Consider the following 15,283-nt stretch of genomic DNA (forward strand, 5'->3'; position numbering starts at 1 on the left):
TGTCGTTATTTTCAGCTTACTACCTGCTCCTTTCCTTATCCCGAACTCAGGTTATGTAGTAATAGCGAGTGATGGTACCCCTCTGTACGATACTCAAACAGAATTAGGTAATCCGTGGCTGTCGGTTCTAGGTAAAACCTCTTCTCCTCCGGGATGGAATGTCAGCCCTTGCAATTATCAGAATCCTTTCCTGTGCGTCTATCGCAACAAACTTGATGTGGGAAGCGTCGAACTTCAACGCCGGATGTATACTGACAATCGCATTCTGCAAATCCAATTTGAACAACTTGGGTTAGTCCCAGGGCTATTCACCTATAGCAATCCTAATGATAAAGCTAAGGTACTAACTGCATTAAAGGCTGTAATCGCAGATTACTACCAAACGATTACAAAAGAACGTACTTCGACTTATGGCACAACCTACAAAGTTCAGGTGCAACAACCAGAAGAAGTCAAAATTGGTGATTTGCCAGGGTTAAAGTATGGCTTTAAGAGTATAGACCGCTCAGGGCAGGTGCGCGAAAAGTATGTGAGCTATATGGCATTTAATCGGAATTTGTACATTATTACTACAGGCTACGAGCCAGCGGCAAAAAGTAATACATTCAAACAGCTTGCCAGCCTCGAGCAGTTTGAACCTCATTTAAAGACGATTATGGAAAATCTGAAGCTGTCTGAAACTGATCGTTAATATGCTTCTCAGTTAAGTACTGCGCTCATCAAAAGTGTATATTTTTTGCAGTTAACTAGTGATGCTCAAAAATTCAGATCAACTGTCGGCGAACCGGGAGGTATAAGATGGCGAACGATTTACAGGCTGACGATATTCTATTCATTGATGAAGCTAGTATCTCGCCCACTTGCTCAAATCGAAAACTGCAAGGAACATTGGGGGGATGGACACAGATGCGTCAATTGCGATACATCACTAAAAAAGTTGATGGTTCATTCTTCAGTGGTGTTTATCCTGGTATTGCAGAGATCGTTACCCCTTGGCAAATTGTTGATTTGGAGTTCCTTCAACCAAGCCATCCTGTCTATACTTCACGACCAAGACGACCGCTTGAAATTACCTTTGGCTTCTATGCTCCCCGTTCTTCCTTCTGTTATCCCGTTGGCGAACAGGTACTTTAACTGTAACAATTTAAGTTTCTTAATTGCAAATTCCGAATTTGTGTAAGTCATACCTATATAATCCTTGAGAAAGTTTCCTCAACTCTGTGGGATTGCTACTATTACATCACAGCAGAAGTAATTTACCAAGTCATAGTAAATGAGGTTGTGGTTTTGAAATCCCAATTAACTAATCATCGGGTCGATTTACAAGATTGCACTATTTTTTATCAGCAAAGTAGGTTGGAGTCGAGTTCAATCCCTATCCTATTTCTACACGGCTGGGGAATCTCTACTGAGCCTTATCAAGAAGTGTTGAAACTACTAGCACAGCACCATACTATAATTGCTCCTGACTTACCCAGTTTTAGGAGATCAACTTACTCTGGGCTACTTCCCGATTACCTTAGCTATAGCAAATGTCTCCTTTCGTTTCTGAAAGTTTTGGATTTACAACAATTTCATCTAGTAGGACACTCATTAGGCGGAGGTATTGCCATTACTTTATCTACACTTGTTCCAGAAAAAGTCAGAAGTGTAATTCTGGTAGATAGTACCGGGCTGCCCGCGCCATCTATACCAGAGATGATACCGCGGAGGGCAATCGAAATGACAGCTCAAATGTTTCTCCCAAGACGTAAATTGAAATTAGTTGATATTCCTTTGATTTTCTCCTATAACTTGTTATTCAATACAGGAAATCTCATTCAAGGATTGCTAATTTCTGTATACGAAAATATCAACCATCTGCTACCAAAAATCACAGCTCCCTGTTTGTTATTATGGTCAGAAAAAGACCTAACTACACCATTAAGTAACGCTCAAGAAATGGTGGCAAGTATTCCAGGCTCTAAATTAATTACTGTAGAAGAAGGTTTCCACGAATGGGGACTCTGGTATCCTGAGAAATTTACATCACTTATATTGGATTTTATCTGTCAACTTGAGCATTGATACAGCTTGAACTGGGGCAAAGTACAAGCTCAGTCTCAGTTGTTCCCACCGCCCCCTTGCCTCTTTTGACCAAGCTCTGTTGGGGCGGGATTGCAGGTTCCGGGTGTAGGGTGTGGGCGAAGAAGTAGCCCCAACTTTCATGGTGACTAGTATTTTAGGTTTTGCGGTACGGTTAATGCTGCATATCAATACAAGATGGAGGGCAAGAAGGCTCCTGCTGGTTCATTGTACAGTCCGAGGCTCATCAACCTTGCGGTCTCGGTGATACGCAGTCCTTGCTTCAGACACCAGCGGAACAGGTCGGCATTACGCATCGGAAGCAGAAAGCCCTTCCCGGTGAACGCAGGCGCGGCTGTAATCAGCGCCTTTAAGTCTTCATTATTCTCGCCAACAGCGTGACCCAAGAAGCCAATTTCGGTGGCGTAACCCGATACGCGCCCATCATACTCGACGACCGTTGCCGTACCCCGCCCGACAGCTGCCTTTAGTTCGCCTGCCCGGTCATGGCCATGAATGTGATAGCAGAGTTGATTACACGCACTCATATCGGACTCAGTGGCCGGACGAACGCTGCGCCCGGGTATCGTCAAGCCGAGCAGCTGTCCTTGAAACGCCGCCAGTGGCTCACGCACATCGAAGCCAAGTTTCGTATATAGTGCAAGCGAGCAATTGTTATACGCGATTTGAACCAGCCGCACACCAGCGTACTGTTTTTCCTTTGACCGCTGTAAAACATGTTCCATCAGGCTCCGACCAACTGACGCGTTTTGCACAGCGGGGTCTACCGTAATGGGGCCGACCCCAACGATAGTATCGGCTTCCCACAAAAAATTGCTGCCAATGACGCACCCATCAGATGCCTCAGCTACCACCGAATAAACCGCTGGGTGCGCCAACAGTTCGGTCAACCTGCCAACCCCAGATTCCGCAGAAGGAATGTCAGGTGTCAAGCCGTGCTGTTGAGCAATATCACGGAACGCTTGACAAAAAATGGTGCCACAAGGGAGTGCGTCGTCGGGGCGTCCTTCTCGTAGCGTCACCAAAGATGTTTGTTCAAATACTTTGTCCATAATTTTAAATCGGTTCAAGGGTTCCATTCACAACGACATTAAGATGATGCGCTCACTATCCCTCTGACTTGGAAATATGCTGGTAACAAAAAATGATGGAACAAGGAAATTTTTCAACAAATAATTTTGAATTATGGCGAAGCTTACGTAGTGCTGAAATGATTTTTTTTAGGTCTCGTTGGGAGTTTTTAAGTTGCTCAACAGATAAACAGTTAACAATTGGGCAAGCTCTCAATAGTCCATCAGTATAGAAACACTGCTTTGAAAATACTATTGTACCTGGAAGTAGAAGAACGTTTGTCGTTTTTCAATGAATTAGTTGATCTAGATAACCCTGAAAGGAAAGGTAGGCGATTAATTTATCGCACACTTTTTGCACTCAAACAGATGTTGTCTTTTTTCTCTCAAGCTATTGAGCGGAAATATCAAGTAGTTGAAAACATTTACATTCTATCCGATTAACATCAATAGATTATCAATCAACTAATTATAAGTAATCGTTATCTATACTATGTTTGTTGATTAGAATATTGGGTATTAAAAAGTATCATAGACTACAAAGCATTTGGCGATCGCTCTTTGAGGAAAAACTTTTTGGTTTACTGCTGATGACCAAAATAGTTTTATGATTCTCTATGAAAACATATTTGAAATTATTTAGGTTGACTACCAAAATATTCTCAAGCTCATTCTAAAACATGGTGAATAGTAAATCACCTTTAGCTAAATTCGTGCAATGCTGGTTTTGAACCTTCTTCCAGGGTCAAATAAAGTACAGGGAGATGCAAAAGTATGGCTGAACACTCATTTCATGACCAACTGAGTTTAGAGGAACAAACTGAAAAACTCGGCAAGCAAGCAGTAAGCTTAGGTTTGATTCCCAGCTTTGTGGTGCATTACTTTCCCGATACCTGGGTATTTTATATACCCAATGAAACTCAATCGGAACCACTGACACCAGAAGAGGCATACTTTCGTTTAAAGCAACTGGTTAAACAGTAGATATTTTGACAGCAGATTTTTGAAGATAACGGCTAGACACTGCAATTGTTAAGTAACAGTAGTTATGGCAAAACCAGCAATTTTAACCGTCGATGACGATCCAGAAGTATTGCAAGCGGTGTCACGAGACTTACGTCATCAGTATGGCGATCGCTTCCGCATTGTTCGGGCAGATTCAGGTATCACGGCTTTGGATGTAGTGCAGCAACTCAAATTGCGGAATGAAGCAGTTGCTCTATTTCTAGTGGATCAACGTATGCCCCAAATGGGAGGCGTGGAGTTCCTGGAACGGGCAAAAGGCATTTTTCCCGATGCGAAACGTGCCTTGTTGACGGCCTATGCAGATACGGATGCTGCCATTAAATCGATTAATAGTGCCAGACTTGATTATTACTTACTCAAGCCCTGGAATCCACCAGAAGAAAGGCTATATCCGGTTTTAGATGATTTGCTAGATGACTGGCTAGCTGGATTCCGCCCACCCTTTGAAGGCATTCGAGTCATTGGTAATCGCTGGTCGCCTTTTTCACATCAGGTGAAAGATTTCCTAGCACGTAACCAGGTTCCATTCAAGTGGTTAGATATTGAACTGGAGCCGGATACCGCAAAATTAGTGGAATATGCCCAAGCTGACGGCAGACAGCAATTGCCATTGGTGCTGTTCCCCGATGGTTCCCGGTTAATTCAACCATCTAATTTAGAGATTGCCGCCAAAATTGGACTGCAAACTCAGGCAGAGCGACCTTTCTATGACTTAGCGATCGTGGGTGCTGGCCCTGCCGGACTGGCAGCCGCCGTCTATGGCGCTTCTGAGGGATTAAGTACTGTCTTAATTGAGCGTGAAGCGCCAGGAGGACAAGCAGGTACGAGTTCGCGGATTGAAAACTATTTGGGGTTTCCTGTTGGCTTAAGTGGCACTGATTTGGCAAGGCGGGGAGTCACTCAGGCGCGGCGATTTGGGGTAGAAATTCTCACTCCTCAAGTAGTAGCTGGGGTTCGACTGGAAGATCCTTATCGGATTCTGCAATTGGCAGATGGTAGCGAGATTAGTTGCCATGCACTTTTAGTTGCAACCGGTGTTTCTTACCGTTGGTTAAATGTTCCAGGAGCCGAGAAGCTCACAGGAGCGGGAATTTATTACGGTGCTGCCATGACTGAGGCGATCGCCTGCACCAACGAAGAGGTTTACTTGGTAGGCGGGGCAAACTCTGCCGGACAAGCAGCAATGCACTTTTCTAAGTATGCCAGCAAAGTGATTATGTTGGTGCGGGGTGAGTCACTATCATTGAGTATGTCCCAATATTTGATTGACCAAATTGCCGCCACTGAAAATATCAAAGTTTGTACAGGTTGCAGCGTTGTAGAAGTCAAGGGAGAAGAATATTTAGAAGCAATTACGATCGCCCATGCCAACACTGGAGAAACCGAAACCGTGCCAGCGCGATCGCTGTTTATTTTCATCGGTGCTAGCCCTAAAACTGATTGGCTCGATGGTGTTATTCACCGCGATGCTCAAGGGTTTATCATCACAGGGCCAGACTTAGTGCATAATGGCAAATCTCCTCGTGGTTGGCCTTTGGAACGGTCTCCTTTCTTATTAGAAACCAACATTCCCGGAATCTTCGCAGCCGGAGATGTCCGCTACGGCTCAATTAAGCGCGTGGCATCCGGTGTCGGAGAAGGTTCGATCGCCATTCAATTCGTTCACCGCTACCTAAGTAATGTTTAGCTAAAGCAGCCAATACTAAGCTGTATAAAATCTGCAAACCCTCTCCCCTGATCCTCTTTCAAGGGTAGGTATTTTGTATTTAACAATTTTTTGGCTATTTCAGCTGATGCTTAAATCCTGAAATGACCAAACCATGTGAAACAATTGAGAATTTTCTCAACTATTTTCGAGATTCTGAAAAATCTACCCTTGAAAGCCTCTGGCCCTTACCCCTCGGTCACTGAGCGTAGCCGTTGGCGCAGCCTCTTGTAGAGAAGTGCTGCCCCCTTCATTAGACTTCTTGGCATTTGTCGGGGTAAAGGGGAAGGTGGGACCCCCTCTGGGGATAAGGGGCAGGGGAAAAGGGTAAAAAACTCAAAATCCTTTCCCTTTAACCTTTTCCCTTTTCCCTAAGAGTGCAAAAATATATTTTTGCAAGAGGTCTATTGACTTGCGTTGATCCCAATCACTCCGATGACGATTAAGGCGATCGACACAAGTTTGATGAATGTGGCAGATTCCCGAAACCAAATAATACCAATAAGAGCTACTAGAATAGTTCCTAATCCAGCCCAGACAGAATAGGCGACACTTACTTCAAGTCTCTTGAGGGCAAAGGTCAAAAAAGTAAAACAAAGTCCATAGAAGACAAATATTAATACTGAAGGAACTATTTTAGTAAATCCCTCCGATAATTTCATGCAAGTTGTGCCTGAAACCTCAAAGAGGATTGCTAATATAAGGTAAATCCAACTTGTTGACATATTTTTTGTAAGTGGTTTGTTAAGAGCAACTCGCCCTAAAAATAGAATAAACCTCCTGAAGTAAATCATGAAAAATTTTTACAAGTGTAATATCAATTCTCCATGAAGATGCTTTGGAAGTAAGGTGTAGCGAAAGCAAATATATGCAGTTTCACAAAGAAACGATCTAAGTAAATACAGTTCAGATAGAGCAACAAAACCCTTATATAGAAACGTGATTTATCGCTTTTTGAAAGACTAATTATCTCGACCAATAACCCTTAATCGAAGATATTGCGATACAAGTAGTCCAACATTTAAAACCAAACGTGCAGTAGTATAATTGAGGCTGATTCCGGGGCTTTATGGCGATGAAATTGCTCAAGTATTAGGGCAACATCTGCTGTAGTGTGATTGTGTTTTTGTCCTACTAATGGTATGAAAGATGACGGCTCAATTTGAATACAGCACTCTTGCCGATCCACAGGATATTCAGCAGCTAATATATATCCTTGAGCAGTGTTTCATCAGCGGATTTGGTGGCGAGGAAGCTTATGTTAATCTCATTGGCGTAGAAAATTTCCGTATTATTCGGGGATTTGGGCAATTAGTTGGTGGATTGGCAACTCTGGATATGGGTCAGTGGTGGGGTGGTGTGCGTGTACCAATGACAGGAATCGCCGCTGTGGGTATTGCTCCAGAATATCGCGGTTCGGGAGCTGCGATCGCTCTCATGCAGCAGACGCTCAAGGAACTTTATGCTAGAGGTATACCGCTCTCTGCTCTTTATCCAGCTGTGCAAATTCTGTATCGAAAAGTCGGGTATGAGCAAGGGGGTAGCTGGTGTAATTGGGAAGTTGCTACTAGGAATATCCAAGTGCGAGAGCAATCCCTACCTTTGCAACCCATAGTAAATATCAATCATCAAGTCTTTCATCAACTATATCAGCAGCAGGCGAGACAAACGCATGGATATTTAGACCGACATCCCGCAATCTGGGAGCGGTTAATTCAACCAGATGAGAAGGAAACATTTTACGCATACTTTATCGGTACAAAAGATAAACCCGAAGGTTACATCCTCTTCAGCCAACATTCAAAAGAGGATGGCGCAATCCTGCGAATCAAAGATTGGGTAATTCTCACAACTGCGGCCGCACAGACATTCTGGTCTTTTCTTGCCAGTCATCGCTCCCAAATTGAACATGTGCGATGGAGAAGTTCTGTTATCGATTCTTTGACATTGCTGCTACCAGAGCAAACTGCCAAGCTTAAGAATACGATGCGTTGGATGCTGCGGGTAGTAGATGTAGTCAAGGCGTTGGAGATGCGGGGTTATCCATCGAGACTTGAAGCTGAATTGCACTTAGATATTCAAGATAATTTGCTAGATGCAAATAATGGTAAATTCATCCTTTCTGTTGCCAATGGACGTGGTGAAGTTACAAAAGGTGGGAAGGGTGAATTGCAGTTAGATGTACGCGTATTGGCACCATTGTATACAAGTTTGTTCACCCCTTACCATTTGCAGATAGCCGGAAAACTGGATGGGACAGAAACAGCTATTTCAGCAGCTACGCAAATATTTGCAGGTGCGTCACCTTGGATGGCCGATTTCTTTTAATGTGAGTTTGACGAACCTTTCCCTGTGTTGAACTAAAGTTCAAGTCTGTTCTTCTTTCCCCTTAGGTCGAGGGTCAGTTTTAACAAATAGCTCACAACTCATCCGTATTTACCCCGTTTCCATTTAATTCGCTTTGTGAAATAAAGTGTAATTTCGTATCAACTTTTTATAATCCAGTTTTAGTTGATACATACTGAAAGCAGTCATAAGATACTTGATGAGTACAAGGATTTATATGATCAGCAAAATAATCAAAGCTCTAACAACTGACAAAGAAAAAAACCTGCAAGCTCCAGTCGAAATGGAGGAACTATCAGACGCAGAAGCTATTAACGTAGTAGGGGGTGGCGTCACGACGACGAAGACAATTCCTTCGGACGACGTACGAGACAAATTACTGTGTGAAATTTACCAAATGCATTACTACCGACCGTTTTTGGGGGGCGGGTCGTGTGTTGGGTTGTTCACCCATACATAATAGTTCACACCCGCACATCAAACCTACAACCTCGATTTGCTGGAACAAATTTCTGTACCACTTCTGCTAGTTCGGGGCTTTCCGATACCTGGCACTGCCCAATATTGCAAATTGGCAATGCTAGTTGATCAGGTGAGCATTTGTGCTTGCCCTTGTGAACCTTCTGACCAGCCAGCAGCTTACTACCCCAGTAGGACTTGCTGGCTTTTTTTAGTTTCGGTTTATACCTTTGGCAAAACCCACGATACTTTTTGGCACATTCATCATACAAGTTTGTTCGCTCCCTACTATTTGCAAATAGCTGGAAAACTGCATGGAACAGAAACAGCTATTTCAGCAGCTACGCAAATATTTGCAGGTAGTTCTCCTTGGATGGCTGATTTTTTTTAATGTGAGATGCCAACGAACCTTTCTTGAGTTGAACTAAAGTTCAAGTCTGTCCCTTTTGAGTTGGCTACGGTGTATACACAAGTCTGAAATAGTTTACTCACCTGGTTTTTGCGTCAGTTTTACCCCACCCTAACCCTCCCCGATATATTGGGGAGGGAACTAGATTTCTTGTTTCCTCCCGTTTATTGGGGGGATTAAGGGGGTTAGGGTGGGGTGACGCGGATGGTGATGGGAAGCCAGAGAACTGAATATCACGCCATTACAAGGGTTTCACTTAAGTTGACACGTATGGGCAGTGCCGTCCCTACGCGAAATATATATAAGTAGGTGGGTTTTAGTGAATGGGTTTTACTTTCTCTCTCTACAAAACATAAGCTGGAAACATAATTAATCCTTTGCTCGTCCTTCCGCTAGATTAACAATTTCTGTTATTGTCAACTCACACCACAAATAAAACTGTCAGCGATTTGCTTTTAATAAGTAATGATGATTTATCGTGCTTATCTAATCCCAAATATCATCTCCCAAAATAACTCAATGGTATTTATGACTTTTTCTCCGGAAGTTCAGCACAATCATCAGAAAAAAATCTAAGTAAAGCTGATTAGTCGCTCCTAACTTGCACACCCACAATCACAACATGAAATCACATTTACTAGCGATCGGTTTAAGCAGTTTGGTTCTAGTTGCAGGACAAGCTAAAGCCTCACAACTACAGTCTTGGTACTATGATTCTAGCCAAAACCAATTAGACCTAACTACCACTACGGGAATACAACCAAAAGCCTTTTTATTAGATAATCCTAATCGATTGGTAATTGACTTACCTGGAACTAATTTTAATTCCGATACTGTCAAACGAAGTTTTGGTAAGGCGGTAAAAGAAATTCGCCTTGGCAAACCAGACTCTCGAACCACTCGTTTTGTCGTCGAGTTAGCTCCTGGTTATGATGTTACTTCCCAAAATATATCAATTAAAGGAGATTCCCGTTCTCATTGGATTTTCAAATTCAATTCCTTTAACCGCCAAAGTAATCCCATTGTTGGGGAAAATAAAGAAGATATTGCTATCAAATCCACAGATGCATCAACATTTGCTGGAGTTGTGAATCTTGGTCAAGAAATGGTTGGTATTAGTTCTCAGATTCGCAGTTTGTTAGCAAGTTATAAATCATTGAATCCGGGAATATTTTTCTTAGATTTAGATACAGGAAACTATATAGATATTAATGGTGAAAAAAGATTTGCTGCTGCCAGTACAATCAAATTTCCCTTATTAGTGGCTCTTTTCCAAGAAATAGACGCTGGTAGAATTAAACTCACCGATAAATTAGTGATGCGGCGCGATCTAAAGGTTGGTGAAGCTGGAACTATGCAATACAAACCCATCGGCACTAAATTTAGCGTCCTCCAAACTGCTACCTTGATGATGACAATTAGCGATAATACAGCCACAAATCTGATTCTTGATCGCTTGGGTGGTGCAGCAAAAGTTAGCCAACGTTTTCGCAGCTGGGGATTGCAAAGTACAGCAATGCGGAATCTACTTCCAGACCTCGCTGGCAAAAATACAACTAGTTCTAAAGATTTGGTCAGATTGGCGGCGTTAGTTTCTAATAATCGTTTGCTATCTCCAACTAGCCGCAATCAAGTTTTAGGCATCATGCGCCGTGTTAAAACTAATAGTTTGCTACCAGCCGGTATTGGTAAAGGAGCTACCATTGCCCACAAAACTGGTACATTGAGATTTATTATTGGTGATGCGGGTATTATTCAAATGCCCAATGGAAAAAGCTATTTAGCAGGTGTTTTGGTGCAAAGACCAAACCACGATCGCAGAGCAGGTGATTTTGTTCGTGAAGTTTCCAGAAGAGTCTATAATTACCTAGACAATACCAAAGTTAGCAATATACAACCAATACTTGGCGATGCCTCCGGTGGTCACTGAGCGCAGCCGAAGTGCGGGCTACGCCTACGCACTCGTTAGTCAAGCGATCGTCACAGTTTGAAGAGTGCTGAGTGCTGAGTGCTGAGTGCTGAGTGCTGAGTGCTGAGTATTGAATGCTGAGTGCTAAGTATTGAGTAATTTACTCTCAGTCAAGGTACTCACTACTCAGCATTGAGTAGGGTGAATAAGTTTGTAGTAAGGACTTTAGTCCTTGGCTTGAGGGCTTTAGCCCTCACTACGAACTCTGCAATTGCACTAAATTGCAAAAATAGGGACGTACATCTGTACATCCCTACATATCTATCTGTATTCAGGTATTTCGTCGTAAAATGAGATTAACTCAGGAAATTTGGTGTACCACTATTACCACTCCTACCAACAGCAGGAATTTCCACTATGTCATCTGTAGCTTGACCAGTGCCGTCATTGACAACGTAATTAGTGTTACCCACATGTCCATTAGGGATAAACAATTGTGGATGGTCAAAGGGCGCTTTATCAAACCGAACTCGGTCATCAGTCAGCGCTTTTAAAAAGGCGACCAATTCCTGTTTTTCTTCTGGTGAGAGCTTGAGCGGCGGAAGTAGTCCAAAATCACCACCACGATTGTAAAAATCAATCACTTGCTCTAGAGTCGCCTGACCTCCATTGTGGAAGTAGGGAGCAGTTAGTTCCACATTGCGAAGTCCAGGTGCTTTGAAAGCTCCATTTGCAAACACAGCTTCACTGGAATTCAATGGTGGATTAAGGGTTGGGGGATTTTCGCCAAGGAGATCCTTAAATTTACCCAACTGAGCTAATCGTGCCTCTGAAAGCGGATTAGGTTGACCGTTATTCTGCAAACCGTCATTACTACCCAAACTGGGGTCTTCTGTGGCAAGTCTGACACCGATATTGAAGAAACCAGTGTCTTGAGGGGATTTTGGCCCGAACGGCGCACGTTTGATTCGTCCCTCTTTAGCCACGTTGCTCACTGAAGCAGCTGTTAATTCTAATCCACTGTGGCAACTAATACACAGAGCTTTGCCCTCAAACAGTCCTTTCCCTCGTTGCTGCTGCGCAGTTAGGGCGCTGGTGTTTCCTTCCAAGTAGCGATCATAGGGCGTATCGTAGGAAATGAGTGTAGACTCGTACAACTGAACTGCCAGACCAAAGAATAACGAGAAGTTGTACTCTAGCAATGTGTACTCATTAGTCTGCAAAGAGCGATCAGGCCTCTTGATAATAGTCCGTTTACCCTCAGAGTCAACTTGGATGAGTCGATTAGAATTCCACCACTCCGGCTTGAAAGCGTCTTGAATCATCTGAGTGTAGGTTCCATCTTTAAGTCCAGGTTGAGGCGATCTACTATCTTTACCTAAAACGCTGTCTTGTGGATGCACAATCTGTTTAGCTAGCGGTCTAAGAGCTAATAACTTTTTTGCAAGTTTTCGAGGGAGCTTTTTACCCTTATCAATCCTCAGAGGTGTTATGTCAATTCGCCCGAATTGATTAACCCCCCCAAACTTATCACCAATTTCTTCAAAAGTGCGACCATCTGCGGATGACTCAAAGGAATTGAGTGGCGGCCCGACAGCTTGAGATGCCAAAGACGAGTTCTTTAGGCTGACTTTTACAAATTCTACACGAATTGGATTTATAGCCTTGACGAGGGCAGCGTTAGGATCTCTTAAACCTAAGGGATTCACCCCATTAAAGATGTTTTCTGCCCTTCCATCCCAAAAGTTGCGGAAGTTGAATGCGGCATTAATCACGCTTGGCGTGTTACGCGGCGCAACGCGCCGCACATTGATACCTTTTACGTTAAACACCGAATCTGGCTCGGTTGTAACTTTGTCTTCTGCATCCCCAGGTATAACATCCACAAACTTCGTATAGAACATCCCCTGAGAAGAACTGACATCGTTACGGTCAGATATAACAGTCTTAGGATCGTTTGGGTTTGACAGCTTGTGGAAAGGAAAATCTTCTGGTTTGAGCTGATAGTTTGGTAGTCCGCCGACATTAAAAACTGAATCTGGATTCTCTGTACCGTCGGCGTTGACCCGCAAAAGCCCAGGAGCAATCTGATTTTTGGATCTATTGTCAGCTCCAGCGTGGAAATGACAACTAGCACAGGAGGTCTTTCCATCACTCCCAACCTGCATATCCCAAAAAAGAGTCTTTCCTAATTTGATTGCAGCTGTTTTGTCTCTTACGAAGTCTCCAAGATTGTCAGGTTCTGGAACCGATACGCTTTTGAGAGAAATTGGGGATGGGGCTGTAACCCCTGCTGATACAGTATTCCCGGCTATTATTGCTGCCAGAATAATAGCAGCAATTGTTGCAGTCCTTGAAAATTTCGATCTCAAGTACTTAGGCTTGTCATATCTGAATCTCCACTCTTGCTGCTTTATTTTTGTCACCAAAGATTTGAGCAAAAATCGACCTCTTGAGGTCAGCAATAAGTAACTAGATAAGGCAGTCGTAAAGATTACTAAGCTGATTATGGGTATAATCCCCATAGTTGTATTATAAAGTAACACCGAGATAAAGTATACATTTCCGAGGAAGTTTTAAAATTAATATTCATGTAAAATGAACATGCAAATTACGAATTTTACGTGAACACAAAAAACCCTCTTGGGGCTATGAATCATATATTGAGTTGGATAAATTGATTATTCTAGATTGAATTTGCATTAACTAAACTATTAAATATATTTTATCGATAAGAGTTTGATAAAATGTTTAGATATTTAAATTAGATATAACTTACTTATCAGTCGTACTTTTTGGATATTTTAATGTTACTACATCAAAGTTCTGGTCGGTGGCGCTTAGGGCTAACATTATCGCTATTGACGGTCTTGTTATGGGGAATTTTACCTATTGCCCTTGCAGTAATTCTACAAGTACTTGATGTTTATACCGTAATTTGGTTTCGTTTTTTAGTATCATTTGTATTGCTTGCTGTGTATTTAGGGATACGCGGCAAATTACCAAAATTAGAGCAACTGCGCTCTGCTTCGGGAAAATTATTAGCGATCGCGACAATATTTTTAGGGATTAATTACTTTTCGTTTACCCAAGGTTTAGCATTAACATCGCCTGCTAACGCTGAAGTTCTCATTCAATTATCTAGCCTTTTATTAGGTTTTGGAGGGTTAGTAATTTTTAAAGAACGTTATCGGCTGTCTCAATGGATTGGCGTTAGTGTCATGATTTGTGGTTATATTTTATTTTTTCGCGAACAACTAACGAATTTAATTACAGCACATGGCACATATATACTAGGTAGTGCTTTAATTGTGCTAGGAGCAATGGCTTGGGCTATTTATGCTTTGGCACAAAAGCAGTTATTACAATCTTTATCTTCTACCAGCATCATGTTGATAATTTATGGGGGCTGTGCTTTATTATTCACTCCTCTAGCCAAAATTAAATCACTTTTTATACTTGATGCTTTCCATTTAGGAATGTTGATTTTTTGTGCCTTGAATACTTTAATCGCTTACGGTGCTTTTTCTGAATCATTACAACATTGGGAAGCATCACGAGTAAGTGCAGTAATAGCTTTAGCTCCCATTGTGACATTAATATCAGTCGCAGTTGTATCAGTTATTGCACCTGATTGGATACCACCAGAACACTTCACCCTCATAGCAATATTTGGAGCGGGTTTAGTAGTTACAGGTTCAGTAGCGATCGCACTTGGGAAAAGCTGATTAATCGCCATATTTTTCAGAAAATTTACTAGATTTTTCATCTAGTAAATTTGTGCAATATTCAAAGCTACAACATAAATACTGAGGCAGACTATTTTTTATTTGTTATGATTTAATAGTGAAGGCAAACTACTGAAGTCATCTAGATACTTTACTCATCTGCGTGACTTTGTAGGATTTAATTGTTGACTTGATAGCCGAAAAAACCTTGAAGAAGAATTCAAAAATCAAAATTCAGGAGTCAGAATAAATTACTAGGGTATTGGGAATCACTACTTTTTTGACTACTAAATCTAAGATTTAGTGGAAATTATAAACCCATTTATACCCTTTATTTTAAGCCAGCTACATTCGCAAGTCATACATTAATTCATCGTGAATTATAATTACTGACTCCTAAATTCTGTTTTGAGAAAATTGAGGCTAATAACTTTAAGTAAACCAAGCAGGGCGCCCGAATAACTACCAAAGCCAACACCCGATAAAACCAGACCACCGAAACAGTTGAGCGATGAATAGTTTGTTTGGTAATTGGGCCAGCACCCT

14 protein-coding genes are annotated in these 15,283 nt (G+C 42.1%); 11 read left to right on the top strand and 3 right to left on the bottom strand.

Going from position 1 to position 15,283, the window contains the following annotated elements; translation table 11 throughout:
* The 3 genes from RMY16_RS31575 to RMY16_RS31585 all read left to right on the top strand — a co-directional run.
* Positions 1 to 691: hypothetical protein (locus RMY16_RS31575; RefSeq protein WP_322739676.1), on the top strand; the 691-nt coding region annotated here is incomplete at its 5' end.
* A gap of 107 nt (positions 692 to 798) precedes the next feature.
* A complete protein-coding gene (locus RMY16_RS31580) occupies positions 799 to 1,134 on the top strand; it encodes a hypothetical protein (protein ID WP_322739677.1) in 336 nt (111 codons plus the stop codon).
* 147 nt (positions 1,135 to 1,281) lie between these two features.
* Positions 1,282 to 2,067 carry an alpha/beta hydrolase gene (locus RMY16_RS31585; protein ID WP_322739678.1) on the top strand — a complete coding sequence of 262 codons (786 nt, stop codon included), beginning with the start codon at positions 1,282 to 1,284 and terminating at the stop codon, positions 2,065 to 2,067.
* Between the two features lie 185 nt (positions 2,068 to 2,252).
* On the opposite strand, the gene RMY16_RS31590 is transcribed toward RMY16_RS31585, so the two are convergent.
* A complete protein-coding gene (locus RMY16_RS31590; protein ID WP_322739679.1) occupies positions 2,253 to 3,137 on the bottom strand; it encodes a GNAT family N-acetyltransferase in 885 nt (294 codons plus the stop codon).
* 261 nt (positions 3,138 to 3,398) lie between these two features.
* Between RMY16_RS31590 and RMY16_RS31595 the strand changes: the two genes are divergently transcribed.
* The 3 genes from RMY16_RS31595 (at position 3,399) to RMY16_RS31605 (ending at position 5,868) form a co-directional block, all read left to right on the top strand.
* Positions 3,399 to 3,599, top strand: a complete 201-nt coding sequence (locus RMY16_RS31595; RefSeq protein WP_322739680.1) for a hypothetical protein — start codon at positions 3,399 to 3,401, stop codon at positions 3,597 to 3,599.
* A gap of 330 nt (positions 3,600 to 3,929) precedes the next feature.
* On the top strand, positions 3,930 to 4,139 hold the full coding sequence (locus RMY16_RS31600) for a hypothetical protein (protein WP_194044515.1): 210 nt from the start codon (positions 3,930 to 3,932) through the stop codon (positions 4,137 to 4,139).
* 64 nt (positions 4,140 to 4,203) lie between these two features.
* The gene (locus tag RMY16_RS31605) at positions 4,204 to 5,868 is read left to right on the top strand and encodes an FAD-dependent oxidoreductase (RefSeq protein WP_322739681.1); all 1,665 of its coding nucleotides are present in this window, start codon (positions 4,204 to 4,206) and stop codon (positions 5,866 to 5,868) included.
* 422 nt (positions 5,869 to 6,290) lie between these two features.
* Here RMY16_RS31605 and RMY16_RS31610 read toward each other — a convergent pair whose 3' ends face one another.
* Complete coding sequence (locus tag RMY16_RS31610; RefSeq protein ID WP_322666106.1) at positions 6,291 to 6,611, bottom strand: multidrug efflux SMR transporter; 321 nt, start codon at positions 6,609 to 6,611, stop codon at positions 6,291 to 6,293.
* Positions 6,612 to 7,035: 424 nt separating this feature from the next.
* Between RMY16_RS31610 and eis the strand changes: the two genes are divergently transcribed.
* The 3 genes from eis to RMY16_RS31625 all read left to right on the top strand — a co-directional run bounded on the left by eis (position 7,036) and on the right by RMY16_RS31625 (position 11,030).
* Positions 7,036 to 8,214 (top strand): GNAT family N-acetyltransferase, encoded by a 1,179-nt coding sequence (gene eis, locus RMY16_RS31615; RefSeq protein WP_322739682.1) that lies wholly within the window; start codon positions 7,036 to 7,038, stop codon positions 8,212 to 8,214.
* A gap of 514 nt (positions 8,215 to 8,728) precedes the next feature.
* A complete protein-coding gene (locus RMY16_RS33235; RefSeq protein ID WP_416211724.1) occupies positions 8,729 to 9,082 on the top strand; it encodes a hypothetical protein in 354 nt (117 codons plus the stop codon).
* A gap of 640 nt (positions 9,083 to 9,722) precedes the next feature.
* Positions 9,723 to 11,030: a serine hydrolase gene (locus RMY16_RS31625; protein ID WP_322739683.1), complete on the top strand. Its 1,308-nt coding sequence runs from the start codon at positions 9,723 to 9,725 to the stop codon at positions 11,028 to 11,030.
* A 335-nt stretch (positions 11,031 to 11,365) separates the two neighbouring features.
* Here RMY16_RS31625 and RMY16_RS31630 read toward each other — a convergent pair whose 3' ends face one another.
* Complete coding sequence (locus RMY16_RS31630) at positions 11,366 to 13,177, bottom strand: cytochrome-c peroxidase (RefSeq protein WP_322739684.1); 1,812 nt, start codon at positions 13,175 to 13,177, stop codon at positions 11,366 to 11,368.
* A 25-nt stretch (positions 13,178 to 13,202) separates the two neighbouring features.
* Here RMY16_RS31630 and RMY16_RS31635 point away from each other — a divergent pair, with 25 nt between their 5' ends.
* Complete coding sequence (locus tag RMY16_RS31635) at positions 13,203 to 13,481, top strand: hypothetical protein (RefSeq protein ID WP_322739685.1); 279 nt, start codon at positions 13,203 to 13,205, stop codon at positions 13,479 to 13,481.
* A gap of 335 nt (positions 13,482 to 13,816) precedes the next feature.
* Complete coding sequence (locus RMY16_RS31640; protein WP_322739686.1) at positions 13,817 to 14,737, top strand: DMT family transporter; 921 nt, start codon at positions 13,817 to 13,819, stop codon at positions 14,735 to 14,737.
* Positions 14,738 to 15,283: the final 546 nt, after the last annotated feature.

This window comes from Nostoc sp. DedQUE12b (assembly GCF_034530835.1).
In the GTDB taxonomy this organism is placed as follows: domain Bacteria; phylum Cyanobacteriota; class Cyanobacteriia; order Cyanobacteriales; family Nostocaceae; genus Nostoc.